Raw genomic sequence first — 23609 nt, 5'->3', positions numbered from 1 at the left:
ACATATGTACGACATCCCTTGCGGTCCTGGTGAGCGGGTGTTTATGCAGGTCGGAGGTGTGCAGGCGCGACACAAGCCGCCCCCACCGCGACGGGCCGCCGCGGGCAGGCGAAAGCCCCCACACCCGAAACGATGCGGGGGCTCCGACGATGACCCGGAACCGCTACGGCAGAGTGACCCCGTAGTAGCTGAGCGCCTCGGTCACGGGCTGGAAGAAGGTCGTACCACCGGAGGTGCAGTCACCACTGCCACCGGAGGTCAGCCCGTACGCCACGGTCCCGGCGTACAGCGGACCACCGCTGTCACCGCCCTCGGCGCAGACGGTGGTCTGGATCAGACCCGAGACGATGTCCCCGCTGCCGTAGTTGACGGTGGCGTTCAGCGCGGTGACCCGCCCGCTGTGCGTACCGGTGGTGGACCCGCGCCGGTAGACGGTCGTCCCCACGGACGGCGTGGCCGCACTGGTGATGGACTGGCTGCCCACCGAACTCGGATGCGAGATCGAGGAGTTGGTGTAGCGCACCAGCGCGAAGTCATTGCCCGGGAAGCTGTAGCCGACGTTGGTGCCGAGCACCGTGGTGTGGCTGGAATTGCTGTACCAGGTCGAGGCCACCTGACCGCAGTGCCCGGCGGTGAGGAAGTAGTACGTGCTGCCGCTGTGCACGTTGAACCCGAGCGAGCAGCGGTAGGAGCCACCGTAGATGGCGTCCCCACCGGTGATCAGCTTGTTGAACTTGCCAGGGGTGTGCTTGACGGTGAGCGCGCCCGCCTCGGCACCGGCCTGCCGCTCGATCCTGGCGATCTCGGCCTGGGACACGGTGCTGTCGACGGTGACCACGACACGCCCGGTCTTGCTGTCGACCGCCCAGGCCGTACCGGGTACGTCGGCCTGACGGACGGAGTCGCTCGCCTTGGTGAGCTGGGTCGCGCTGAACGTGTGGGCGTCGCTGGCGTTCGCCGGGGGGGCGGCGAACGCCGCTGCGGCCAGGAGGCCGGTGGCCACGGCGATCAGCCGGGTCCGTCTCGCGGTGCCGCTGCGGGGAGTGGTGCGCTTGATCCTCACTTTTCGTTCCCTCCCAGGGGAAGTCGGGGGCCCGCGTGGGGTCGGGGCCCGTGAGGCGCAGCCAGGGACAGGCACGGGAGTCCGAACACACATGCCCCTGACAAGCGCTGAGGGGGAGTATTCGGCCGAACGACCGGTCGCCACAAGGGCGCCTTTCGGCCGCGCAACTTTAACCCCCTTTTACCCAAACTTCCCTGACGCTGCGTCACACAACCGCCACGTCACACCACCGCACGCTCCCCCGCCTCCACGGCCGGCTCCAGCGTGTTGCCGGGCGGCGGGAAGGGGCAGAGGAAGTGTTCGGCGAAGGCGCACGGCGGAAGCTGGGCGCGATTGAAGTCGACGACCGTACGCCCCTCGGCGTCCGGCGCGGCCGGGTACAGAAAACGGAACCGGAAACTGCTGTCACCGCTGGTGGCGTCGGCGAACACGGCCCACAGCACCCCGTCACCCTGCTGAGCGACCTGAAGCGTCAGCTCCCGCCCGTCCAGGGTGAAGGCGAGCTCACCGGCGAGACCGAGCCCCCGCTCACGCCCGTCGGCGTTGCCGACCCGCACGACCCGCGTGCCGTCGTACGGCGTGAATGTGCCCGGCACGGACCAGCGCGGATCATAAGAAGTGGCCTCGATCCCCCCGAAGGCACGCCGACCCGCGGACTCGGGGTCGTAGACCCGCACCCCCCACACCCCCTCGCGCACCAGCACGACCAGCCGCTTCTCCCCGAACGCGACACGGGACTCGGCCTCCGGCCCGAGATCGGCGGCGAGCCGTACCTCACCCGCGAAGGCCCGGCCGTCCACGGTCAGACCGTCGGCGTCGGTCGCGGTGAGCACCACCCCGTCGGCATCCGCCACCCAGACCCCGGGAATGTCCGGAAGTCGCCTCTCCGGATAGTCCTCGACCCAGTGCGTACCGATCAGCGCGAGCGGCCCGTAGGGCGCCGAAACGGCCTCCGCCCGGCGCTCGTGCCACTGCTTCCACGCATCGAAGGCGTCAGTCGAACCACTGCCTGTCATACCCCTGTCCCTTTCACCACGTATCCCTCGAACACAGCGCTCACAGCCGAGCCAGCCCCAGATGATCACGCAGGGTGCTGCCCGGATAGAACGTACGGAACAACCCGCGATGCTGAAGCAACGCCACCGTGCCGTTGACGACCCGCTCCAGATCGCGCCGGGGCTCGACGGGAACGAGATGAAAACCGTCGGTGACCCCGTCGGCGTACCACCCGGCGACCAGCTCCGCCAGGTCGACCGGGCCGCCCCGGTACAGCGGACCCCGCGCGGTGGGCCGCGGCCCTCCCCCGCCGTATCCGGGCTCGGCCGCGTACTCCCCGTCGCCGAGGTCGATCAGCAGACTCACCAGGACCCGCAAGGCGTCCGGATCGCGCCCCGACTCGGCGGCCAGCGCCCGCAGTTCCTCGCGTACGGCGGCGGCCTCCCCCGGCCCGGCGGCACGCACCAGAGCCACGTCGGCGCACCGGGCGGCGAGGATCCGGCCATGCCCCTCGGTGGCATCGACCACACGAACGGGCTGCCCCTGCGGCGAATCCCAGGCGTCCCCCGCCTCCCCGGACGCGTCGATCCGCCACCCGGCCCGCCCGCCACTGACCGAGTCCAGCGCCGCCACACCGGCCCGCGCCGGTAAGGACGTGACGTGGGCCTCGCCGACGGCCGGGACCAGGCCGATCCGCCGCGTGGCGGGCGCCACCTTGCACAACACCTCCAGGGCTCCGGGACCGGCCCGGTCGAGCGAATCGTCCAGCGTCACGAAGTCCAGCCCGCCCCGCTCGGCGAGCAGCGCCAGCTCGATACAGACATCGGCATCGCAGCCCCCCGCCTGATCGATGCCGGCGGCGAGATGCAGCAGCCCCCGCCGATACCGCCGGCTCATCCCCACCTCACAGAACCTTCGCCAGAAAGGCCTGCGTCCGCTCGTGCCGCGGCCGGTCCAGCACGTCACCCGGTGTCCCCTGCTCGACGATCCTGCCGTCGGCCATGAACACCACCGTGTCGGCGACCTCCCGGGCGAACGCGATCTCGTGCGTGACGACGATCATCGTCGTGCCCCGAGCGGCCAAGTCCCTTATGACGTCGAGGACTTCACCGACGAGTTCGGGATCGAGCGCCGAGGTCGGTTCGTCGAACAGCAGCAGCTTCGGCTCCAGCGCGAGCGCCCGCGCGATGGCCACCCGCTGCTGCTGCCCGCCGGACAGCTGCCGCGGGTAGGCGTCGGCCTTCTCCCCGAGCCCCACCCGCTCCAGCAGCCGGCGTGCCTGTTCCACCGTCTCCTTCCGGGGCCGTCTCAACGCGGACACCGGCGCCTCGACGACGTTGTCCAGCACCGTGAGATGCGGGAAGAGGTTGAAGTTCTGGAAGACGAACCCGATCCGGGTGCGCTGGCGGAGCACCTCGCGCTCGGGCAGCTCGTACAGCTTGTCCCCGGCGCGCCGGTACCCCATCAGCGAACCGTCGACACTGATCTCGCCCCGGTCGACCTTCTCCAGGTGGTTGATGGTGCGCAGCAGCGTGGACTTGCCGGAGCCGGAGGGGCCGAGCACGACGGTGACCTCACCGGCGCGCACCGTCAGGTCGATGCCTTTGAGGACGTCGAGCGAGCCGAAGCTCTTGTGCACGGAGCGGATGTCGACCATGACGGTCATCGTGTGAGTTCCTTTTCGAGTGAGGCGCTCAGAAAGCCCAGCACCGCACGGGCGGTGGCGTCGTTCTGCCGGAACGCGGGCCCGCCGGTGCGCGGCCGGGTGAAGGCGCCGGGCGTACGGGCATTCGTATACGGCCCGAGCGCGAAGCGCCGGGGATGCGGGCGCCCGGCGGCGTCGAGAACCCGACCGTCCTCGGGGTCGACCCGGAGCAGTCCCTCGGGGGTCTCGGCGGCACCGTCGGCGTGCAGGTCGCGCAGCAGGCTGTCGCGGGCCCGCCCGACGGTGGGCTCGGGCAGCCGCGCCTCGACCAGGGCCCGGGCCTCGACGGAGAATCCCGGCACGGTGGGACTGGTGGCCCGGAACACCCCGTCCTCGGCGCGCACGGTCATGCCGGCGCCGACGAAGCGGAGCAGCCCGGCCCGGGACAGCGCGAGCATCTGCCGCAGCCGGGGTCCGGGCGGCCCGGACGCCAGATAGCTGAAGAACCCGTGCCACCAGGACCCGACGTTCCCGAGCCGCACGATCTGCCCGTAGACGGAGAGCAGCCCGAGAAAGACGCCCAGATCCGCGCTGTGCGAAGGATCATGACGGCGCTTCAGGTCGCCCTCGACATACGCGCGCAGCCCCTCCTGGAACGCCTCGTGCGACGCGTACCGCGCCCCCTCCAGCGGATGGTCGAGCGCGGTGAGGTCGAGCCGGTCGGCCGGGTCCGGTACGGCGGCGGCGACCAGCGCCCGGAGCTCGTCGTGCCCGGCCGCCGCCGCGTACTTCTCCTCGAAGTCGGCCCAGGCCATCGCCGCACGCCCGGGGTGGGCGGTGAACAGCCGGTGGTAGTGGGCGAAGCCCAGCTCCTTCTCCACCAGCGGCCACACATCGCGCCGGAAGTCGAAGCCGTCCGGCCGGGCCAGCAGCCGCTCGACCTCGGCGGGCCCGAAGAAGCGGGGCAGCGGGGGCCGGTCGCCGGTCCAGTCGTAGCCGATCTTCGAGTGGTACGGCACCCCGCGCCGCGAGCCGACGTACAGCACCGGCTCCCGTCCCGAGGGAACGTAGGTGTCCCCCTCGTACCGTCCGCCGCGCCCCTCGGTGAGGAGCACCATCAGGTCGACGAAGGCCAGCCCGAAGCCGCGCACGAGCACGGGTTCGCCGGGCCGCAGCGGGGTCAGGTCGGTGTCGGCGGTGAAGTCGGGCGGCAGGTGCGTCAGCTTGTGCGCGCGGGCATACGCGGCCAACTCACCTTGTTCCTCATCGAGTTCGGCGTCGAGATGGCCCAGGGCGAGGACCACCAGGTCGGCGAGGAGAGGCCGGGGCCGCCCCTCCAGCCACACCTGCTGGCGCCCCTCCCGCGGTCCGCTGACCCGCAGCGCACGCCGGGCGTGATGGTGAACGGTGACGCCCTCGGGCAGCTCCGCCAGCGCCCGCTCGTACACCCACCGCAGATACCGCCCCTGAAGCTGCCGGTCGGCGAAGGTGCTGCCGGCCAGCCCGGCCCACTCGTGCAGCGTGGGCCCCGCACGCACCGGGCCGTCCATGGTCACGGTGTCGTCGGTGAACATGGTGACGTCCTCGGCGTGCGAGTTCATCCACAGCAGCGGTGACTGCGCCTGCCGCCAGATCCGTCCGCCGCCCGGCGGATGGGGGTCGACGAGATGGATGTCGAGACCTGAATCGCCGTACAGCTCGGGTGCGTTGGCGGCGATGCGTTCGAGCAGTCCGGTCCCCCGCGGCCCGGCTCCCACGATCACCAGCTGCGGCCTCATCGGGCGCTCTCCGTGCCGCGCGCGTAGTGCTTCTCCACGTAGTACTGGCCGATGCCGAGGAGCGAGGTGACGACGGCGTACCAGAGGGTCGCGACCATCAGCAGCGGGATGACCTGGTAGGTGCGGTGGTAGATCAACTGGGCGGAGAACAGCAGGTCGTTGACGGCAATGACGCTGACGATCGAGGTGCCTTTCAGGGTGCCGATCAGCATGTTGCCTGCAGGCGGCACGATGGCGCGCATCGCCTGCGGCAGCACGATTCGGCGCCAGCGCCGCCACCGGCTCAGACCGAGCGCCTGGGCGGCCTCGATCTGCCCGCGCTCCACGGAGAGGATGCCGGCCCGGACGACCTCGGCGGCGAAGGCGGCCTCGTGCAGGGTGAGTCCGACGATGGCGACGGCGGCCGGGGTGAGCAGGTCGACGGTCTTCACGCCGAACACCTGCGGGTACAGGGCGCCGATGTTGAACCACAGCAGCAGCTGCACCAGGATCGGGATCGACCGGAAGAGCCAGACGTACCCCCAGCTGACCGCGCGCAGCACGGGGTTGGCGGAGAGCCGGAAGGCGGCGAGCAGGGTGCCGAGGGCGAAGCCGAGGACCATCACCACGGCGGTCAGCCACAGCGTGAGCCACAGCCCGTGCAGGATGGCGGCCGAGGTGAAGGAGGAGGCGACGACGTCCCACTGGAACGCCTGGTTGCGCGCGACGGAGTTCACCGCGAGGCCGAGCAGGGCGAGGACGGCGACGGCGGCGGCCCACTGTCCGTACCGGCGTCGCGGGACGATGCGGGGGGCGTCCGCGGACCCGGGTATCTCCGGCGCGGAGGGGACTTTGGCGAGAGTTTCGGAAGACATGCGAAGGCTCCCTGACGTGGTGATCGTCAGAACGGGGTGATGCCTTCACACGGCCGAGCCCCTCAGCAGGGCCGTCCACCGAGAGTACGCGGGCGTTTCGGTGCACTGTCAAGGCTGTCCGAACTGTGAGCCGTACGTCTCAAGTCAGTTGACGCAGAACCGGATGCCTGTTCCACTTGGCCTATGCATCCACAGCAGTGGCTGGTCACCCGCTCCCACATCGACTTCGGTCGTGTGTGGTCCTGTTCCTGTTGAGCTGACCCCCTGCGCACGCCTGCCCCGAGCAGGCGTCCTCGCGTTCTCCCGCTCTTTTCTCGCTGCTCGGCCACGCCTTCACACGCGCACCCCTCCCCTCGCGCCTTCGCACCTTCTGCTCACAGGAGACCGCTACCGATGCGTTCGCGTCTTTTGCTACCTTTTGTCACGATGACGACGGCCACCTTGTTCCTCACCGCCTGCGGCTCCGGCTCCGGCGGCTCGGGCGGTACGGACGCCTCCGGAGTGGCGGCGAAATCCGACGAGGTGCCCACCACCGATGTCGTCTCCGCCGAGAAGAAGGACGACGCGGCGGCCGGGCTGCTGCCCGCCGGCACGACGCACCTCACCGTCGCGATCAGCGTCGGCGGCACCCCGCCCGGCACCACCTATCTCTCCGACGGCACGACGGTGACCGGCCAGGACGTCGACTTCACCAAGGCGGTCGCCAAGGTGCTCGGCATCAAACTGACGGTCGAGCAGGCGAGTTTCGAGGCGATCCTGCCCGCCCTGGACAGCGGAAAGTACGACTTCGGCGCGAGCAACTTCGGCGTCACGGACGAGCGCCGCAAGATCATCGACTTCGTCACCTACATCAACGACGGCCAGGGCTTCGCCGTCCGCAAGGACAGCAAGCTGGCCAAGGTCACCGATCTGACGCAGCTGTGCGGCCTGAACGTCGCGACCGGCGCCGGCACGACCTTCGAGGCCACGCTGGAGAAGAACAAGCACCTGTGCACCGACGCGGGCAAGAAGGCGTACCAGGTGCAGACGTACGGCGAGTCGAGCGCGATCTGGTCCTCGGTGCAGCAGGGCCGCAGCGATGTCGTGATGTCCACGATCAACGGCCTGCGCTACGCCGTGGCCCACCAGCCCGGCCTGAAGTTCCTGGGCGAGTACCACCGCCTGGACGTGGGCTTCGCCTTCAAGAAGGGCACCAAGCTGGCCCCGGCCTTCCAGGCGGCGGTCAACAGGCTCATCGCCGACGGCACGTACGACAAGATCCTGAAGAAGTGGGGCACGACGGGCTCGGCGATCAAGAAGTCCCAGATCAGCCCGCCCGAGCTGAAGAACTGAGCGACGCCGAAGAGCCGGGCGAGGCGGTCACCGTCAGCAGTCGCAGCCCGAGCAGCATTCACAGCACTCGCAGCACTGGCAGACCTCGCAGCACGACGAGTCGCAGTCACAGTCGCAGTTGGCGCAGCAGCCCTCGCGCCTCTTGCGCGACCAGGGCCCCTCGAACTCGTCGGCGCAGCACACCTTGCACGTGCAGCACAGGCCGAGGGCGGCCGCACAGCCGGCCCAGAAGCCCCGCTTGTCCGGGCGCGGCGGCTGCCCGCCGAAGGGGTCGCCGTACGGGTGCCCCGGGGCTCCCGGCGCGTAGGGGCCCTGGGGCGGCCCGAAGGAGGCCTCCGGCCCGTGGCCGCACGCCTTCGTGCCGAACGCCCGGTCCACGGAGCGCTCCAACTCGTGCACGAGCAGCAGATGCGCCAGGGTGCGGTCGGTGAACTCGGCGTCCCGCAGGGCGAGCCGGATGCCGTGCAGGGCGTCGTCGGCGAGCCGGCGGGCCTCGGCGCGGGACGTGCCCGTGGCGGTGAGGGGGTTCCAGGCGCCCGACACGGCGTCGGCTTCCTGGTCCTCCACGGCGTCCAGCAGGTGGGCGAGCCGGCCGAAGAGGCGGCCGGCCTCCGTCAGGGGGCGTGCGTTGCCCGGCCGTCCGGCCAGCACCGCGGTGTGGGCGAAGGCGGCGGCCGTCGCGGTCTCGGTCGGCTCGGTGACCGTCAGGATCGGCGTGCCGTACCCGGCGAGGCTCTCCAGGCCGAGCTGCCGGTCGACGGCCTCGACGAGGACACCGGTGTCGAAGCCGACCGCCGCCCCACCGCGGGCACCGGCCCGGCCCCAGCCCGCGGCGACCCGGCGGGCCGCGGCGGCCACGGGCCGGCGGGCCAGCAGCCCGTCCTGGTCGGCGACATGGTCGCGGACCTTCGCCGCGGCGAGCACCAGCGAGACGGCGGCGGCGAGCCGCGCGCCCTCGCCCTGGGCGACCGACGCCGTGCGCATCCCGCGCAGCGCGCACGGCCCCGCCCTACGCCGGGCACCCGGGGCCGGTCCGGCCTGAGCCTCCGTCAGAACCGATATGAGCAGCCCGTCGTAGTTCGTCACGATACGCGCGAGCTGTCCGTGGTCGCGGCGCAGTGCGAGGCACAGCCCGCACAAGTGCGCCATCCACTCGGCTTTGAGACGTTCACCGAGCCGATGAGAGCAGGGCCTGACGATTCCGAACACTTCGATCCCCCGTGATGTGGTACGACGTTGGCAGTTCACCCGTACGCAGTGACGATCACCCGTCCGCCGTCGACGATCATATTTCACTCTCAGTCAGCAGCCATATGAGTCAGGACCCTTGGGACACAAGGGCTCTCGACGGATCGGCTGTGCACCAGTACCGTCACAAACCCCCCGCGCGGCGTCTATCCACTTGGCGCGCCGTCCGCATCATGGATGACCATAGGGGTGCTGAAAGCACGAAAGACCGCTGTGAGAGGAGGCGTCCATGGGATCGGTACGCAAGGCGAGTGCGTGGCTCGGCCTCGTCGACGACAACGATGACGAGCGTTACTACGACGACGAGTACTCCGAGGCCCCGGAGTCGCGAGACGCCTGGGTCACGGATCCCCGGGTGCAGGTGGCCACGGACACGGCCGAGGAGAAGGGCCGCCGGATCGGCACGGTCACCCCGGACAGCTTCCGGGACGCCCGCGCCATCGGCGAGCTGTTCCGGGACGGTGTCCCGGTCATCATGAACCTCACGGCGATGGAGCCCGCCGACGCCAAGCGCGTGGTGGACTTCGCGGCGGGGCTGACCTTCGGTCTGCGCGGCACGATCGAGCGGGTGGCGACCCGGGTCTTCCTGCTGACGCCGGCCAACACCGAGATCGTCAGCGGTGAGCCGGCCGCGCGCCGCGAGGACGGCTTCTTCAACCAGAGCTGAGGCAGGGCCGCACGCCGGCCCTGCCCCCTGGGGGCTCACCGGAAGGCGTCGAGCCCGGTGAGCGCCTTGCCCAGCACGAGCTGGTGCATCTCGACGGTGCCCTCGTAGGTGAGCACCGATTCCAGGTTGGTCGCGTGCCGCATCACGGGGTATTCGAGGGAGATCCCGTTGGCACCGAGGATCGTCCGCGCCGTACGGCAGATCTCGATGGCCTCGCGGACGTTGTTGAGCTTGCCGAAGCTGACCTGCTCGGGGCGCAGGCGGCCGGCGTCCATCCGCCGCCCGAGATGGTGGGCGAGCAGGATTCCCTTGTGCAGTTCGACCGCCATGTCGGCGAGTTTGGCCTGGGTGAGCTGGAAGCCGCCGATGGGCCGCCCGAACTGCTCCCGCGACTTCGCGTAGTCCAGGGCCGCCTCGAAGGAACTGCGCGCCGCGCCCATCGCGCCCCAGACGATGCCGTAGCGGGCATGGGACAGACAGCTGAGCGGGCCGCGCAGTCCGGTGACCTCCGGGAGTACGGCGTTTGCAGGCAGCCGTACGTCGTCCAGGACGAGTTCACTGGTGACCGAGGCGCGCAGCGACCACTTGTGCTTGATCTCCGGCGCCGAGAAGCCGGGGGTGTCGGTGGGGACGACGAAGCCGCGGATGCCGTCCTCGGTCTGCGCCCACACGACGGCCACCCCGGCGACCGAGCCGTTGGTGATCCACATCTTGCGGCCGTTGAGGATCCAGTCGGCGCCATCGCGCTTGGCGCGGGTACGCATGGCGGCGGGGTCGGAGCCGTGGTCGGGCTCGGTCAGTCCGAAGCAGCCGATGACCTCGCCGGACGCCATGCGGGGCAGCCACTGGAGCTTCTGCTCCTCGCTGCCGAACCGGTGGATCGCGTACATGGCGAGCGAGCCCTGCACGGAGACCAGGGAGCGGATGCCGGAGTCGGCGGCCTCCAGCTCCAGACAGGCCAGGCCGTACTGCACGGCCGTCGCGCCGGCGCAGCCGTAGCCGGTCAGGGACATGCCGAGGGCGCCGATCCCGCCGAGTTCCCTCGCCAGCTCACGGATGCCGGGCAGCTCCCCCGCCTCGTACCACTCGGTGATGTGCGGCAGCACACGGTCCGCCGCCCAGGCCCGCACGGTGTCCCGCACGGCCAGGTCTTCCGGTTCCAGCAGGTCGTCGATCCCGAGCGGGTCGGCGGGATCGAAGGGGGGCAACTTCGAGGACGCGGACATGAGACACCCTCCGGCACAAGAAAACTAGCACTGCTAGTCACTTTTTGCGGCCGACGTTACGGTGCCGTGTCCCGCACGTCCAGTACGTCAGGCCGAGACGCGGGACTGCACCTCTTCCCTGGGCATCTCTTCCCTCGGCACTTCTTCCCTCGACGCCTCTCCCCGGGGCACCTCTTCCCTCGGCGCGGGCAGCTCCACCGGCGCCGCGGGCTCCCCGCACTGCATGATCCGCGGCAGCCGCAGCGCGATCACCGACCCCAGCAGCAACAGCCCGGCGCTGACCAGCAGCGTCACATGCAGCCCGTGCACGAAGGAGTCCCGTGCGGCCAGGCGCAGCGCGGCCCCGGTGTCGCCGCCGAGCCGCCCGGCGACGTCGTAGGCCTCGCCGATCGAGTGCCCGGCCGCGCGCGAGGCGTGCCGCGGGACGCCCGGCACCGACCGCAGCCCGGGGGCGTAGGCCGCGTTCATCACGCTGCCGAGCAGCGCGATGCCGATGCCGGCGCCGAGCTGGTACGACGTCTCGCCGATCGCGGCCGCGCCGCCGGCCTGGTCCGCCGGGGCCTCGCTGAGCATCGACTCGTACGCCCCGAAGAGCGTGGTCTCCAGGCCGAAGCCGAGCAGCACGAAACCGGACAGCAGCAGCGGGGCGTTGTCGCCGCCGCCCATCGCGGTGAGCGTCAGCACCGCGGCGGCGGTCAGCAGGAAGCCGGCGCACACCATCCGGCGCGGCCCGAAGCGGCGCAGCATCCGTGCGCCCGCGAGGCCCGCCGCCATCGCCGCGACGGTCAGCGGCAGCAGCCTGAGGCCCGTCCGCAGCGGCGACAGGCCGAGCACCAGCTGCAGATACTGCGCGGCGATCAGCTCCAGGCCGACCAGCGCGAGCATCGCCAGCACGATGCAGCCCACCGAGGTGCTGAACGCGGGCCGGCGGAACATCCGCAGGTCCACCAGCGGATGCGGCAGCCGCCGCTGACGCCGTACGAAGAAGAAGAGGAGGGCCGCGCCGATCAGCAGCGGCAGCACGGTGAAGGGGCTCGCCGGTGCCTCTCCGCCACCCAGCCGCTTCACCCCGAGGACGACACCGAACAGACCGCCGGCCGCCATCAGGGCGCCGGACACGTCCCAGGGACCGGTGCGCTCGCCCCGGGACTCGGGCAGCAGGATCCGGCCGACCGGCAGACTGACCAGCATCAGCGGGATGTTGACGAGGAAGACCGCGCCCCACCAGAAGTGCTCCAGCAGAAAGCCGCCGAGCAGCGGGCCGACCGCCGCGCCGACGGCCGCGACCGCGCTCCAGATGCCGATGGCGAGCGCGCGCTCGCGCCGGTCGGGGAAGACCTGGCGGAGGATCGACAGCGTGGCCGGCATGATCATGGCGCCGCCGACGCCGAGCAGCGCGCGGGCCAGGATGAGTGTCTCGGCGGTCGGCGCGAAGGCGGCCACGGCGGAGGCGACGCCGAAGAGGCCGTAGCCGAGCAGCAGGACGCGTCTGCGGCCGATCCGGTCGCCGAGCGTGCCGAAGAGGATCAGCAGCGAGGCGCAGACCAGTGGATAGACGTCGACGATCCAGAGCAGTTCTATGGCGCCGGGCCTGAGGTCCTCGGTGACGGCGGGGACCGCCACATGCAGCACGGTCGCGTCGAGAGCGACGAGCAGCAGGCTGACGCAGAGGACGACGAGGACGACCCAGCGGTTGGCGCCGGCCCCGGCCGCCGCCCGGTGGCGCGGCCGCATGGCGGCCGTGGTCGTCCCGGACATGTGCGTACCTCCCAGCTGATCCCTCGCGTGCGGCGGACGACGGGGCGGGGACTTCCCTGTCGTACGGCCGGAGAGGAGCGGTGTCTCCGGCCCGCTCGAACCCACGCGGGTGACTCGCCAGCGTACGCGAGTCCGCCGCGCGCACACGTGGCGGACCTCTCACACGCTCGACGGAACCCGTGTGGCGTACGCCACTTCATCTCCCCTTGACCACGCCCCGGGGACGATTCCGGTTCACCGGCCGTTCGATAATCGAGCCCGTGACCGTTCTTGACCTGCGCGCGGCCGAGCTCCGCGCCCCTCTGCTGCGCCGGGCGGCCCCGGCCCTGCTGGGCTATGCGGCGGTGCGCGCCCTGGGGCTGGTGGTGCTGGCGGTGTGGAGCGCCGCGCGCGGCACGAGCGCGTACACCTTGCTGACCGCGCGCTGGGACGCCCTCTGGTACACCCGGGTCGCCGAGCTGGGGTACGGCTACGAGGTACGGCTGCCGAACGGCGACGTCCACTCCAACCTGGCGTTCTTCCCGCTGCTGCCCTGGCTGGAGCGACTGCTGCACGCGGTCACGCCGCTGTCGTACGCGGACGCGGGGTTCACGGTCAGCCTGCTCGCGTCACTGGCCGCGGCGGCGGGGATCTTCGCGGTCGCGGACCGGGTGTACGGCCCCCGGGCCGGGCTCTGCGCGGTACTGCTGTGGGCCGTGTTGCCCGTGGGGATCGTGCAGTCGATGGCGTACAGCGAGTCGCTGTTCACGGCGCTCGCGGCCTGGGCGCTGTACGCGCTGCTGACCGGGCGGTGGGTGAGCGCCGGAGTGCTCGCGGCGCTGGCCGGGCTGACCCGGCCGGTGGGGGCGGCGGTGGTCGCTGCGGTGTGGGTCACGGGCGTGCTCTCCTTCGTACGGGACCGCCGCACGCCCGGCGCGCGGACGCCGGCCGGGCGCCGCGTCCTCGGCATGCTGCTCGCTCCGCTCGGAGCCGCCGGTTACGTCCTCTGGGTCGGGCACCGCACCGGCAAGGGTCCGCTCGGCTATCTGGACGTCCAGGCCGGCTGGCGCAACGGGTTCGACGGCGGCTATGCCTTCGCGCGTTTCGTGGCCGACAAGTTCACGTCATTTCCGTCCGCGCTCGCCGGCGCCGGCCTGATCGTCGGGGTCGCCCTGCTGCTGTGGCTCCACCTCACCGGCATCCGGCAGCGTCAGCCGGTCGCGCTGCTGGTGTACACGGGTGTCGTCCTCGCACTCGCCCTGTGCGCGTCGAGTTACTTCGGCTCCAAGCCCCGGCTGCTGCTGCCCGCCTTCCCGGTGCTGCTGCCGCTCGCCCGCGCCCTGGCCCGGTTGCGCACGCCGAAGTCCGTGCTGGTCACGGTGGTTCTGGCGGTCGTCGCGGCGGTCTACGGGGCGTTCTGGCTGAACGGCTCCGGTCCACCATGATCAACTTCTCCGGCCGGTGACGCCGTGGAGAATTCCGCGTCAGTACCGGGTTAACGCATTCATAAGCGCTATATAAACAACACCCGGCATGATCAAAGGAATTGATGGCGGCAAGGTCACGAGATTGCGGAATCCCCGGAATTCGAGCGATCCTTGAGAGCTTTGCCACATCACATCGTCATCACAAAGCCGCTGTTTCGACGGGGTGCACAGCTCACTCGCTGTAACGTCGATTGGGTGCGTACCGAACGAAACCTCACCCGTCGGCTGGACCGGGTGTTCGCCAGACTCGACCGTGAGCCGGAACGACCGGCCCACATCGATGTCCCGAGGATGAGCCGGCACCGGGTCGTTCTGTTCACGGCGACCCTGGCTTTCTACCTGGCGATCGTGTGGGCCGTCGTGATCACGTCCTGGCTGGTCCGGCTCGACTGGCAGGTCATGTTCTTCCGGCCGTACCAGCAGTGGCCGCAGATCCACGCCTTCCTCGACTACTACGTGGTGCTCGGCCAGCGCGGCCCCACCGCCGTGATGGTCGCGGCCTGGCTCGGCTGGCGCTCCTGGCGGCAGCACACGCTCCGCCCACTGCTGACCCTGGCCGCCTCGCTGCTGCTGCTGAACATCACGGTCGGCGCCGCCAAGTACGGGATGGGGCGCCTCGGTCCGCACTACGCGACCGTGATCGGCTCGAACGAAATGGGCCTGGGCGGCGATATATTCCCCAGCGGCCACACCGCCAACGCGGTGGTGACCTGGGGAATCCTGGCGTATCTGGCCTCCACTCCGCGGGCGCGCCGCTGGCTGTCGGCGCTGTCGGCGATCACCGCGCTCGGCGTCGGCCTCACCACCGTCTACCTCGGTACGCACTGGCTGAGCGACGTGCTGCTGGGCTGGGCCGCGGGTCTGCTGATCCTGCTCGCGCTGCCGTGGTGCGAGCCGCTGATCGCCCGGACCGAGGACTGGCTGTTCGACCTGCGCGACCGCTGGCGGGCCCGCCGCGGCCGGCCCGTGGCCGAACCGGTCGTCCCGGTCACCCCGGTGGTGCTCAAGCCGCGCAGCGCCGCGCCGGCCGGGCAGCCGTCCCCGGAGCGCGAGCCGGTCGCCTCGACGCGGGCCTCGCGGGGGCTGGCGCACCTGGCTCCCGGGCCGCACACGACCCGCTCGGAGCGCAGCCCGGTCACCCCGGTGGGCAGCCGCCGCCCGCCGCACACCGACCACCGCGTCCCACGCGGCACCTCCCAGCCGGCCCGCCCCCTGACGGGCGGCTGACACCCCCGACGACAGCGGGCCCCGGTACGCACAACCGCCCCGCAGCGCGACGAAGGCCCCGTCTCCCGTTCAGGAGCGGGGCCTTCGCCCTGTGTGCCGTCGGTGGGGCGTTCAGCCCTTCCAGGCGCGGGCCACCCGGCCGTCGCGCACCTCGAAGTTCAGCCGTCCCACCCGGTACTCCATGGTGATGATCGCGCCCGGCGGCAGCGACCGTACCGTCGACCAGCCCCGCTGCCGAGCGAGCCGCTCGGCGTCGGCGGCGTCGAGGCCGACGTAACCGTCCGGACTGTCCTGGGGCTCCGCCGGCGGAGTGGGGATCGATGCCATGCCACCAAGCTAGCAAGGTAAGAGGAACTTACGCACCGGGTCACACTTCTGTCACAGCTTCCCGGCCGGTGTTTCCGGCGAAACGGTTCACACGTACGAGGGTTTCCGCCGGGCTTGTCAGCGCAATCGAACGGAATTCACTACCCTCGCGCAGCCGCTTCGAAATACCCGGCGGAAAGCCGCCGTGGCAGGGATCGAGGCGCTTCCGGGACAGGATTCCCCCAGCAATCCGGCGCGATGTCACGACAGCTGACAGCGCATAGGAATTTTCACGGATTCAGCACAACAGCACCGACGCGGACAGCCGCCGCCCTCGGCGGGCGGCGGCTGTCCTGCGGGTGCTCGGCGCTCAGAGTGCCAGGCGCTGGCCGGGCACGATCAGGTTCGGGTCGTCGCCGATGACCTTCTTGTTGGCGGCGTAGATCCGCTGCCAGATGGTGCCGTGCCGTTCGGCGATGGCGCTCAGGGTGTCGCCCTCGCGGACGGTGTAGTCACCGCGCGAGGCGCCGCGGCCCTGGTGATTCTCCGCGCGTTCCGGCGTCTTCGCCGGGGCGGACCTCTCGGCCGGGGCGGACTTCGTCGTCACGCCCTTCGAGTCGGCTGTGGCGGACGCCGCACCGGAGGAACCGGTGTGGTCGGCCGCCGGAGCCGCGCCATAGGCTCCGGCGCGGCCCGAACAGACGGGCCAGGCGCCCCAGCCCTGGGCCTGCTGGACCTTGGTGGCGACGGCGATCTGCGCGCTCCTGGAGGCCTGGTCGGCCGTCGGGGCGTAGGCGGTGCCACCGTACGCGCGCCAGGTCGAGGCGGAGAACTGGAGTCCGCCGTAGTAGCCGTTGCCGGTGTTGATGTGCCAGTTGCCGCCGCTCTCGCACTGGGCGATGCGGTCCCACACCCCGTTGTCCGCCGCGGCGGCGTTGCCGGTCGCGGCCAGCAGCCCCAGCGGGGCGAGCAGCGCGGCTCCGGCGAGCGCGGCCGTCGTACGGCCCTTGCGGGCGCCGTCCTGACGAGCGGTGCTACGGGTGGTATCGGCACACTCGGACATGTAATTCCCTCTCCACGAACCCGGGATCCCCCAGGCGAGGCACGCCTCGCCGCGCATGAACGCGGTTCCTCGCGCCCGCCCCGTCCGCCGTGGACCGGTGCCGGCACATCTGCTGCCGGTGCCGGGCGGTGGACGTACCCGAGCGGTGCTCGCTGCACACGGCGGAGGAATCTAGGGAGAGTGACCCCCCGGAATCAACCAACTCCCCGTCCATCCAGGCCAGTTGGCGGTTACCGCAGGTAGCGGTGATTTTCGGCCACCCACTACATCCGCTGATTTCCTGATTTGTCGACCAGTCCCCGAAGTAATCTGTGATTCTCTTCACCCGTTCAAGCTCCTTGACCGGACGGGGAGTTGACGGTGAGTGGCCGATTCCGCACGACCGGTGACCGTGTGCGGCGGTTGGTGCGAACCGGTCCGCGTCGGGGCGTGACTCCCACCACAGGACGTCCGTTGTCTTCTTCATGAGCCCGGACACCCCGGGACTCATCGGCCGGGAGCCACCCTGCCGACCCAGCACCGCATCCCGAGGGAGCCACCGTGCCGCGCATGCTCGACGTGAGTGACGCCGTACGCGCCGAGATCGGCGACGAAGAAGCCGACCGGCTGCTCGCCGGAGAGAACGCCCCGGGCAGTTACGACTGCACCTCCTGCCGCACCCCGGGCGACTCCGAGCAGGAGCGCACCAGCACCGTTCTGTTCGTCGGCGACGAGACCGCCGTCCTCGCCTTCGCCCACGCCAGTTGCCTGCCCTCGCAGGTCGTCCAGGTCACCGAGGAGCAGTTGCAGGGTGCCGTGCGGTCCATCGGCGGTGTCACCGGCGAGGCCGCAGCCGCCGGCGAGCCGCAGAAGTCCGTGCCCGAGCAGGCGGTGCTCGGCGTGACCAGCGGACTCGTCCTGATCGAGGGCGAGTTGCACCCCGCGCTCGTCGTCGAGCCGACCACGCCGATCGTGCGCCCGGGCACCAGCGGGCCCGGTGACGACTTCCTTCCGCTGCTCATCGAGCAGGGGTACACGCCGATGACCGAGCTGACGTCCGTGCCGCCGGTGCTGCACGGCTGGTCGGTGCTGCTCGCCGTGGGCCAGCTGCACGCGGTGCTCCAGCCTTCGGCGAACGGCGGGCAGCCCGTGGCCTGGTGGCAGGCGCATCAGCCGCTGCAGGTGACCGACAGCTGGCGGGCCGCCGCCAACAAGCACCAGCAGGTGCTGATGTTCGCGGCACCTGTGGGGTCGATCGGGCGGCAGCCGAGGGAGGATCTGCTGCGGGAGTCTCTCGACAAGGCCGCGGCGGCCGGGAAGCTGGTGGCTGCGGCACTGCCTCTTGCGGGTACGTGACAGCCCCGCGCCCCCAAAAGCGGTTGCAGTGACCGCATCCCTTCAAAGGCGCCGTCGTTGGGACATACGTGCACGCATACGACACTCCCCCTCCACGCCGGTCCGCCTTCGCCTCCGTGCCGTCCGCCAGGGCCGCTCATGAGCCGTCGGGTGGGCTGTCGGCCACGCCGATCTACGACACGCTCTACGCGGAGTGGGTCAGGACCTTCCGTACGCTGCCGGGTGACCGCAGCGGTGAGGAGGAGCTGAGGTTCAGCGCCTTCGGGAATCTGCCGGGTGCGGGCTCCTACGGGGGCCCTCGCTCGGGGTCGTTCAGCAGCTCGTACAGCGCCTACAGCGCCGGGGCCTACAGCGCGCGGCAGCAGTCGCAGTCGCAGTGGCAGCGGGTCGGCACGGTCGGCCGGCCGCAGCCGCAGGAGACCGGGATGCACTACGTGGCCCCGGCAGCACTGCCGCCGGGGCCACGCCGGGGCGTGTGAAATGCGACAGGGCGGCCCCCGACCTTTCGGTCGGGGGCCGCCCTGTGCGTCGTAGCGGTACTACTTCTTCGCGGTACTACTTCTTCTTCGCGCCGCGCTTCTCGCGCACCCGCACCGAGATGTGGATCGGGGTGCCCTCGAAGCCGAACTCCTCGCGCAGCCGGCGCTCGATGAAGCGGCGGTAGCCCGCCTCGATGAAGCCGGAGGCGAAGAGGACGAAGCGCGGGGGCTTGGTGCCGGCCTGGGTGCCGAACAGGATGCGCGGCTGCTTGCCACCGCGGACCGGGTGCGGGTGGGCCGAGACCAGCTCGCCGAGGAAGGCGTTGAGGCGGCCGGTGGGGACGCGCGTCTCCCAGCCGGCCAGGGCGGTCTCGATCGCCGGGACCAGCTTCTCCATGTGGCGGCCGGTGCGCGCCGAGACGTTCACCCGGGGCGCCCAGGCGACCTGGCCGAGCTCGGTCTCGATCTCCCGCTCCAGGTAGTAGCGGCGCTCCTCGTCGAGGGTGTCCCACTTGTTGTAGGCGAGGACCAGGGCGCGGCCCGCCTCGACGGCCATCGTGACGATCCGCTGGTCCTGCACCGAGATGCTGTCGGCGGCGTCGATGAGGACGACCGCGACCTCGGCCTTCTCCACGGCCGCCGCGGTGCGCAGGGAGGCGTAGTAGTCGGCGCCCTGCTGGAGGTGGACGCGCTTGCGGATGCCGGCGGTGTCCACGAACTTCCAGGTCTTGCCGCCGAGTTCGATCATCTCGTCGACCGGGTCGCGGGTGGTGCCCGCCAGCTCGTTGACGACGACGCGCTCCTCGCCGGCCACCTTGTTCAGCAGGGAGGACTTGCCGACGTTGGGGCGGCCGATGAGCGCGATACGGCGGGGGCCGCCGATGGCGCCGGCGCCGAAGGTCTGCTCGGGTGCCTCGGGCAGCGCCTCCAGGACGGCGTCCAGCATGTCGCCGGTGCCGCGGCCGTGCAGGGCGGAGACGGGGTGCGGCTCGCCGAGGCCCAGGTTCCACAGGTACGCCGCGTCGGCCTCGCCGCTCGGGCCGTCGACCTTGTTGGCGCACAGCACGACGGGCTTGCCGGCCTTGCGCAGCAGCCGGACGACCGCCTCGTCGGTGTCGGTCGCGCCGACCTTGGCGTCCACGACGAAGACGACCGCGTCGGCCGCCTCGATCGCGTACTCGGCCTGGGCGGCGACGGAGGCGTCGATGCCGAGGACGTCCTGCTCCCAGCCGCCGGTGTCGACGACCTTGAAGCGGCGGCCCGCCCACTCGGCCTCGTAGGTCACGCGGTCGCGGGTGACGCCCGGCTTGTCCTCGACGACCGCCTCGCGGCGGCCGATGATCCGGTTCACCAGGGTCGACTTGCCGACATTGGGGCGGCCGACGACGGCGAGCACGGGCAGCGGGCCGTGACCTGCCGCTTCGATGGCGCCCTCGACGTCCTCGATGTCGAAGCCCTCTTCCGCGGCGAGCTCCATGAACTCCGCGTACTCGGCGTCGCCGAGAGCCCCGTGGTCGTACTCGTGCTCAGCCGAGTCGCCGGGCTGGATGTCGTCGTTCATGTAGTCCGTACCTCGTCGTTCATCGTGGTGATCGGTGGACCGTCCCGGTTCGTACCGGCTGATCCACTACTCAAGTGTCGCCTAGCGCCCGGTCAGGCGCCTGGCGTTTTCCAGGTGGCTGGTGAGCTGCTTCTGGATGCGCTCGGTCGCCTCGTCCAGCGCCTTGCGCGTACGCCGCCCCGTGCCGTCGCCCGCGTCGAACGGGTCGCCGAAGACGACGTCGACACGGGAGCGCAGCGGGGGCAGCGCCTTTATCAACCGTCCGGGCTGCTCCGCGCTTCCCAGCACCGCGACGGGCACGATCGGCGCCCCGCTGCGTACGGCGAAGTAGGCGAGCCCGGCCCGCAGCGCGGCGAAGTCGCCCTCGCCGCGGGTGCCCTCCGGGAAGATGCCCAGCACGCCGCCGGCCTCAAGGACGCCGAGGGCCTGGCTGATGGCGGTGCGGTCGGCGGAGGCGCGGTCCACCTTCAGCTGGCCGATGCCGGTCAGGAAGGAGCCCAGCGGGCCGACGAACGCCTCCTGCTTGATCAGGAAGTGCGTCGGCCGGGGTGCCACGCCCATGACCATCGGGCCGTCGATGTTGTGGGAGTGGTTCACCGCGAAGATCGCCGGGCCGGTGGCCGGCACCTTCCAGGCGCCGAGCACCCTCGGCTGCCACAGGCCGTACATCAGGCCGACGCCGATGCGCCGCCCGACCTCGGCGCCCTTCGCGGAGGGCACGGACGGCTGGGTCACTTCCCCGCCCGCTTCTCCTCGACCAGGGTGACGACGCACTCGATGACCTGGGCGAGGGTGAGCTCGGTGGTGTCCACCTCGACCGCGTCGTCCGCCTTGGCGAGCGGCGAGGTCGTGCGGGAGGAGTCGGCCGTGTCCCGCTTGATCAGGGCCTCGCGGGTGGCGTTGATGTCGGCGCCCTTCAGCTCGCCGTTGCGGCGGGCCGCGCGGGCCTCCGGGGAGGCGGTGAGGAAGATCTTCACGTCGGCGTCCGGCAGGACGGTCGTACCGATGTCCCGGCCCTCGACCACGATGCCGTGCTCCGCGCCGGCGGCGATCGAGCGCTGCAGCTCGGTGATCAGCGCGCGCACCTCGGGCACCGCGCTGACCGCGCTGACCTTGGAGGTGACCTCCTGGGTGCGGATCGGGCCGGCCACGTCCACGCCGTCGACCGTGATGGTCGGCTTGTCGGGGTCGGTGCCGGAGACGATCTCCGGCTTGCCCGCGACGGCGGCGACGGCGGTCGGGTCCTCCAGGTCGATGCCGTTGGTCACCATCCACCAGGTGATCGCCCGGTACTGGGCGCCGGTGTCCAGGTAGCTCAGGCCGAGCTGCGCGGCCACGGCCTTCGACGTGCTCGACTTGCCCGTACCGGAGGGGCCGTCGATCGCGACGATCACGGGCTTGGCGGTCGGGGCGGCGCCGTTTTCCACGGAGGGACACCTTCCTGGTGCGGTGTGGGCGGGGTGCGGGGAGCGAGAGCGCCCTGCACAAGGTTACTGGGTGCGGGTGACCCGAACGGACGACCGCCGTTCGGCGCAGGGTGCCCCTACTGCCGCAGCGCCCAGCCCCGCTCCCGCAGCGCCTCCTTCAGCACCGCCGCCGCCTTCGGCTCGACGGAGAGCTGGACCAGACCGGCCTGCTGCCCGGTGGCGTGCTCGATGCGGACGTCCTCGATGTTGACCCCGGCCCGTCCCGCGTCGGCGAAGATGCGGGCCAGCTGGCCGGGCTGGTCGTCGATGAGGACGACGACGGTCTCGTACACGCGCGGGGCGCTGCCGTGCTTGCCGGGTACCCGCACCTGGCCCGCGTTGCCGCGGCGCAGCATGTCCTCGATGCCGGCGGTGCCCTTGTGCCGCTCGGTCTCGTCGGCGGACTGCAGGGCGCGCAGGGCCCGTACGGTCTCGTCCAGGTCGGCGGCGACGTCGGAGAGCAGGTCGGCGACCGGACCGGGGTTCGCGGACAGGATGTCGATCCACATGCGCGGGTCGGAGGCGGCGATCCGGGTCACGTCCCGGATGCCCTGCCCGCACAGCCGTACGGCGGCCTCCTCGGCGTGTTCCAGGCGCGCGGCGACCATGCTGGACACCAGGTGAGGCATGTGGGAGACGAGGGCCACGGCGCGGTCGTGGGCGTCGGCGTCCATGACGACCGGTACGGCCCGGCAGTGCGAGACCAGCTCCAGAGCGAGGTTCAGCACCTCGGTGTCGGTGTCCCGGGTCGGGGTCAGCACCCAGGGACGGCCCTCGAAGAGGTCACCGGTCGCGGCCAGCGGGCCGGACTTCTCCCGGCCGGACATGGGGTGGGTGCCGAGGTACGCCGACAGGTCCAGGCCGAGCGCCTCCAGCTCGCGGCGCGGGCCGCCCTTGACGCTGGCCACGTCCAGGTAGCCGCGGGCCACGCCCCGGCGCATGGCGTCGGCGAGCACGCCGGCCACGAGCGCGGGCGGGGCGGCCACGAGCGCGAGGTCGACCGGTCCGTCGGGGGCCTCGTCGGTGCCGGCGCCCAGCGCGGCCGCCGTACGGGCCTGCTGGGGGTCGTGGTCGGCGAGGTGGACGGTGACGCCGCGCTGGACGAGGGCCAGGGCGGCGGAGGTGCCGATGAGGCCGGTGCCGATGACGAGTGCGGTTCTCACTGGGCGATGTCCTTGCGCAGGGCGGCCGCGGCGCCGAGGTAGACGTGGTTGATGTCGGCGCGGGGCCTGTCGGACTCGATGTGGGCGAGGATCCGTACGACCCGGGGCATGGCGCCCTCGATGTCGAGTTCCTGGGCGCAGATCAGCGGGACGTCCACGATGCCGAGCTTGCGGGCGGCGGCGGCCGGGAAGTCGCTGTGCAGGTCGGGGGTGGCCGTGAACCAGATGCTGATGAGGTCGTCGGCGGTCAGTCCGTTGCGCTCCAGGACGGCGGTGAGCAGGGTTCCGACCTGCTCGTCCATGTGCCCGGCCTCGTCCCGCTCCAGTTGGACGGCCCCACGGACCGCTCGTACCGCCACGGTGCTGCTCCTTGCTGACATCCGGATCTGTCGTTGGTCCGTCCAGCGTAGTCAGCCCGTGCGGGCCGGGCGCACGGCGCCCGATCGCTGAGACGATGCCAAAAGTCCGGTATCGACCGATTGAGACATCTGTACGGAGGCTGGCATGGCCGAGGACGTGAAGCGGCGGGCGGTTCTGGTGACGGGCGCGGCGGTGGCACTCGCCGTACCCGTGACGGCGTGCGGGAGCGGCAACAAGAGCGGCGGCAGCGTCAAGAGCCCCAGCAGCGCAGAGAGTGGAAACACGGTGAGCGGAAGCGGCGTCAAGACCGCCGGCACCGGAAAGGACCTGGGCAAGACGAGCGACATCCCGGAGGGCGGCGGCAAGGTCTTCAAGGATCAGAAGGTCGTCGTCACGCAGCCCTCCAAGGGCAACTTCAAGGCCTTCTCGGCGATCTGCACCCACCTGGGCTGCACGGTGAACAGGGTCGCGGACGGCACGATCGACTGCCCGTGTCACGGCAGCAAGTTCCACATCGCCGACGGCACGGTGGCGCACGGCCCGGCGAAACGGCCACTGCCCGGGAAGGCGATCAAGGTGCAGGGAAATTCGATCAAACTCGCGTGAGGGTCCGCGT

General features: G+C 71.1%; 23 protein-coding genes. 7 read left to right on the top strand and 16 right to left on the bottom strand.

Translation table 11 applies throughout. The annotated features are described in order from the left end of the window. Positions 1 to 163: 163 nt before the first annotated feature. The 6 genes from O1G22_RS32915 to O1G22_RS32890 all read right to left on the bottom strand — a co-directional run bounded on the left by O1G22_RS32915 (position 164) and on the right by O1G22_RS32890 (position 6336). A complete protein-coding gene (locus O1G22_RS32915) occupies positions 164 to 1063 on the bottom strand; it encodes a S1 family peptidase (RefSeq protein WP_270084636.1) in 900 nt (299 codons plus the stop codon). 221 nt (positions 1064 to 1284) lie between these two features. Beyond that, complete coding sequence (locus tag O1G22_RS32910) at positions 1285 to 2079, bottom strand: DUF1684 domain-containing protein (RefSeq protein ID WP_270084635.1); 795 nt, start codon at positions 2077 to 2079, stop codon at positions 1285 to 1287. Positions 2080 to 2119: 40 nt separating this feature from the next. Continuing rightward, a complete protein-coding gene (locus O1G22_RS32905) occupies positions 2120 to 2956 on the bottom strand; it encodes an LLM class flavin-dependent oxidoreductase (protein ID WP_270084634.1) in 837 nt (278 codons plus the stop codon). A 7-nt stretch (positions 2957 to 2963) separates the two neighbouring features. Next, positions 2964 to 3725: an amino acid ABC transporter ATP-binding protein gene (locus O1G22_RS32900; protein ID WP_270084633.1), complete on the bottom strand. Its 762-nt coding sequence runs from the start codon at positions 3723 to 3725 to the stop codon at positions 2964 to 2966. Further along, positions 3722 to 5482 carry an FAD/NAD(P)-binding protein gene (locus O1G22_RS32895; RefSeq protein WP_270084632.1) on the bottom strand — a complete coding sequence of 587 codons (1761 nt, stop codon included), beginning with the start codon at positions 5480 to 5482 and terminating at the stop codon, positions 3722 to 3724. The genes O1G22_RS32900 and O1G22_RS32895 overlap by 4 nt, the downstream gene beginning before the upstream one ends. Further along, complete coding sequence (locus tag O1G22_RS32890) at positions 5479 to 6336, bottom strand: amino acid ABC transporter permease (protein ID WP_270084631.1); 858 nt, start codon at positions 6334 to 6336, stop codon at positions 5479 to 5481. Before O1G22_RS32890 ends, O1G22_RS32895 begins: the two co-directional genes overlap by 4 nt. A 426-nt stretch (positions 6337 to 6762) precedes the next feature. On the opposite strand from O1G22_RS32890, the gene O1G22_RS32885 reads away from it, so the two are divergent. Next, positions 6763 to 7668, top strand: a complete 906-nt coding sequence (locus O1G22_RS32885; RefSeq protein WP_225098394.1) for an ABC transporter substrate-binding protein — start codon at positions 6763 to 6765, stop codon at positions 7666 to 7668. Between the two features lie 33 nt (positions 7669 to 7701). On the opposite strand, the gene O1G22_RS32880 is transcribed toward O1G22_RS32885, so the two are convergent. Further along, positions 7702 to 8877 carry a DUF5685 family protein gene (locus O1G22_RS32880; RefSeq protein WP_270084630.1) on the bottom strand — a complete coding sequence of 392 codons (1176 nt, stop codon included), beginning with the start codon at positions 8875 to 8877 and terminating at the stop codon, positions 7702 to 7704. Between the two features lie 268 nt (positions 8878 to 9145). Between O1G22_RS32880 and O1G22_RS32875 the strand changes: the two genes are divergently transcribed. Further along, positions 9146 to 9583 (top strand): cell division protein SepF, encoded by a 438-nt coding sequence (locus O1G22_RS32875; protein ID WP_270084629.1) that lies wholly within the window; start codon positions 9146 to 9148, stop codon positions 9581 to 9583. A gap of 35 nt (positions 9584 to 9618) precedes the next feature. On the opposite strand, the gene O1G22_RS32870 is transcribed toward O1G22_RS32875, so the two are convergent. Next, a complete protein-coding gene (locus tag O1G22_RS32870) occupies positions 9619 to 10809 on the bottom strand; it encodes an acyl-CoA dehydrogenase family protein (protein ID WP_270084628.1) in 1191 nt (396 codons plus the stop codon). 87 nt (positions 10810 to 10896) lie between these two features. Then, on the bottom strand, positions 10897 to 12567 hold the full coding sequence (locus tag O1G22_RS32865) for an MFS transporter (RefSeq protein ID WP_270084627.1): 1671 nt from the start codon (positions 12565 to 12567) through the stop codon (positions 10897 to 10899). 260 nt (positions 12568 to 12827) lie between these two features. Between O1G22_RS32865 and O1G22_RS32860 the strand changes: the two genes are divergently transcribed. Both O1G22_RS32860 and O1G22_RS32855 read left to right on the top strand, forming a co-directional pair. After that, positions 12828 to 13991, top strand: coding sequence for a glycosyltransferase family 39 protein (locus tag O1G22_RS32860; protein WP_270084626.1), 1164 nt, complete (start codon positions 12828 to 12830; stop codon positions 13989 to 13991). Positions 13992 to 14228: 237 nt separating this feature from the next. Continuing rightward, complete coding sequence (locus tag O1G22_RS32855) at positions 14229 to 15260, top strand: phosphatase PAP2 family protein (RefSeq protein ID WP_225098400.1); 1032 nt, start codon at positions 14229 to 14231, stop codon at positions 15258 to 15260. A gap of 111 nt (positions 15261 to 15371) precedes the next feature. Here O1G22_RS32855 and O1G22_RS32850 read toward each other — a convergent pair whose 3' ends face one another. Beyond that, positions 15372 to 15587 carry an I78 family peptidase inhibitor gene (locus tag O1G22_RS32850; RefSeq protein WP_225098401.1) on the bottom strand — a complete coding sequence of 72 codons (216 nt, stop codon included), beginning with the start codon at positions 15585 to 15587 and terminating at the stop codon, positions 15372 to 15374. A gap of 349 nt (positions 15588 to 15936) precedes the next feature. Then, entirely contained in the window at positions 15937 to 16629 is a 693-nt protein-coding gene (locus O1G22_RS32845; protein WP_270084625.1) for a LysM peptidoglycan-binding domain-containing protein, read from the bottom strand. Positions 16630 to 17169: 540 nt separating this feature from the next. Between O1G22_RS32845 and O1G22_RS32840 the strand changes: the two genes are divergently transcribed. Both O1G22_RS32840 and O1G22_RS32835 read left to right on the top strand, forming a co-directional pair. Next, the gene (locus tag O1G22_RS32840; protein WP_270084624.1) at positions 17170 to 17964 is read left to right on the top strand and encodes a hypothetical protein; all 795 of its coding nucleotides are present in this window, start codon (positions 17170 to 17172) and stop codon (positions 17962 to 17964) included. A gap of 68 nt (positions 17965 to 18032) precedes the next feature. After that, complete coding sequence (locus O1G22_RS32835) at positions 18033 to 18443, top strand: hypothetical protein (RefSeq protein WP_270084623.1); 411 nt, start codon at positions 18033 to 18035, stop codon at positions 18441 to 18443. Positions 18444 to 18519: 76 nt separating this feature from the next. Here O1G22_RS32835 and der read toward each other — a convergent pair whose 3' ends face one another. The 5 genes from der to aroH form a co-directional block, all read right to left on the bottom strand. After that, complete coding sequence (der, locus tag O1G22_RS32830; RefSeq protein ID WP_270084622.1) at positions 18520 to 20004, bottom strand: ribosome biogenesis GTPase Der; 1485 nt, start codon at positions 20002 to 20004, stop codon at positions 18520 to 18522. Between the two features lie 81 nt (positions 20005 to 20085). Then, positions 20086 to 20673: a lysophospholipid acyltransferase family protein gene (locus O1G22_RS32825; RefSeq protein WP_270086614.1), complete on the bottom strand. Its 588-nt coding sequence runs from the start codon at positions 20671 to 20673 to the stop codon at positions 20086 to 20088. Between the two features lie 62 nt (positions 20674 to 20735). After that, a complete protein-coding gene (gene cmk, locus O1G22_RS32820) occupies positions 20736 to 21431 on the bottom strand; it encodes a (d)CMP kinase (RefSeq protein ID WP_270084621.1) in 696 nt (231 codons plus the stop codon). A 116-nt stretch (positions 21432 to 21547) separates the two neighbouring features. Continuing rightward, on the bottom strand, positions 21548 to 22633 hold the full coding sequence (locus O1G22_RS32815; RefSeq protein WP_270084620.1) for a prephenate dehydrogenase: 1086 nt from the start codon (positions 22631 to 22633) through the stop codon (positions 21548 to 21550). Continuing rightward, entirely contained in the window at positions 22630 to 22992 is a 363-nt protein-coding gene (aroH, locus tag O1G22_RS32810) for a chorismate mutase (protein WP_225098408.1), read from the bottom strand. Before aroH ends, O1G22_RS32815 begins: the two co-directional genes overlap by 4 nt. A 145-nt stretch (positions 22993 to 23137) precedes the next feature. On the opposite strand from aroH, the gene O1G22_RS32805 reads away from it, so the two are divergent. After that, a complete protein-coding gene (locus O1G22_RS32805) occupies positions 23138 to 23599 on the top strand; it encodes a Rieske (2Fe-2S) protein (RefSeq protein ID WP_270084619.1) in 462 nt (153 codons plus the stop codon). Positions 23600 to 23609: the final 10 nt, after the last annotated feature.

Origin of the sequence: Streptomyces camelliae (assembly GCF_027625935.1) — a bacterium.
In the GTDB taxonomy this organism is placed as follows: domain Bacteria; phylum Actinomycetota; class Actinomycetes; order Streptomycetales; family Streptomycetaceae; genus Streptomyces; species Streptomyces camelliae.
Note: the sequence above shows the minus strand (reverse complement) of the source record. Positions and strands in the feature narration are given on the sequence as shown.

What these genes read in the sequence shown, in the direction of transcription:
- O1G22_RS32870 (WP_270084628.1), bottom strand. Translation starts at nt 10,809, where the DNA reads ATGTCCGCGTCCTCGAAGTTGCCCCCCTTCGATCCCGCCGACCCGCTC.
- O1G22_RS32875 (WP_270084629.1), top strand. Translation starts at nt 9,146, where the DNA reads ATGGGATCGGTACGCAAGGCGAGTGCGTGGCTCGGCCTCGTCGACGAC.
- O1G22_RS32825 (WP_270086614.1), bottom strand. Translation starts at nt 20,673, where the DNA reads ATGTACGGCCTGTGGCAGCCGAGGGTGCTCGGCGCCTGGAAGGTGCCG.
- O1G22_RS32895 (WP_270084632.1), bottom strand. Translation starts at nt 5,482, where the DNA reads ATGAGGCCGCAGCTGGTGATCGTGGGAGCCGGGCCGCGGGGGACCGGA.
- O1G22_RS32905 (WP_270084634.1), bottom strand. Translation starts at nt 2,956, where the DNA reads ATGAGCCGGCGGTATCGGCGGGGGCTGCTGCATCTCGCCGCCGGCATC.
- O1G22_RS32850 (WP_225098401.1), bottom strand. Translation starts at nt 15,587, where the DNA reads ATGGCATCGATCCCCACTCCGCCGGCGGAGCCCCAGGACAGTCCGGAC.
- O1G22_RS32910 (WP_270084635.1), bottom strand. Translation starts at nt 2,079, where the DNA reads ATGACAGGCAGTGGTTCGACTGACGCCTTCGATGCGTGGAAGCAGTGG.
- O1G22_RS32885 (WP_225098394.1), top strand. Translation starts at nt 6,763, where the DNA reads ATGACGACGGCCACCTTGTTCCTCACCGCCTGCGGCTCCGGCTCCGGC.
- O1G22_RS32865 (WP_270084627.1), bottom strand. Translation starts at nt 12,567, where the DNA reads ATGTCCGGGACGACCACGGCCGCCATGCGGCCGCGCCACCGGGCGGCG.
- O1G22_RS32845 (WP_270084625.1), bottom strand. Translation starts at nt 16,629, where the DNA reads ATGTCCGAGTGTGCCGATACCACCCGTAGCACCGCTCGTCAGGACGGC.
- O1G22_RS32805 (WP_270084619.1), top strand. Translation starts at nt 23,138, where the DNA reads ATGGCCGAGGACGTGAAGCGGCGGGCGGTTCTGGTGACGGGCGCGGCG.
- der (WP_270084622.1), bottom strand. Translation starts at nt 20,004, where the DNA reads ATGAACGACGACATCCAGCCCGGCGACTCGGCTGAGCACGAGTACGAC.
- O1G22_RS32900 (WP_270084633.1), bottom strand. Translation starts at nt 3,725, where the DNA reads ATGACCGTCATGGTCGACATCCGCTCCGTGCACAAGAGCTTCGGCTCG.
- O1G22_RS32890 (WP_270084631.1), bottom strand. Translation starts at nt 6,336, where the DNA reads ATGTCTTCCGAAACTCTCGCCAAAGTCCCCTCCGCGCCGGAGATACCC.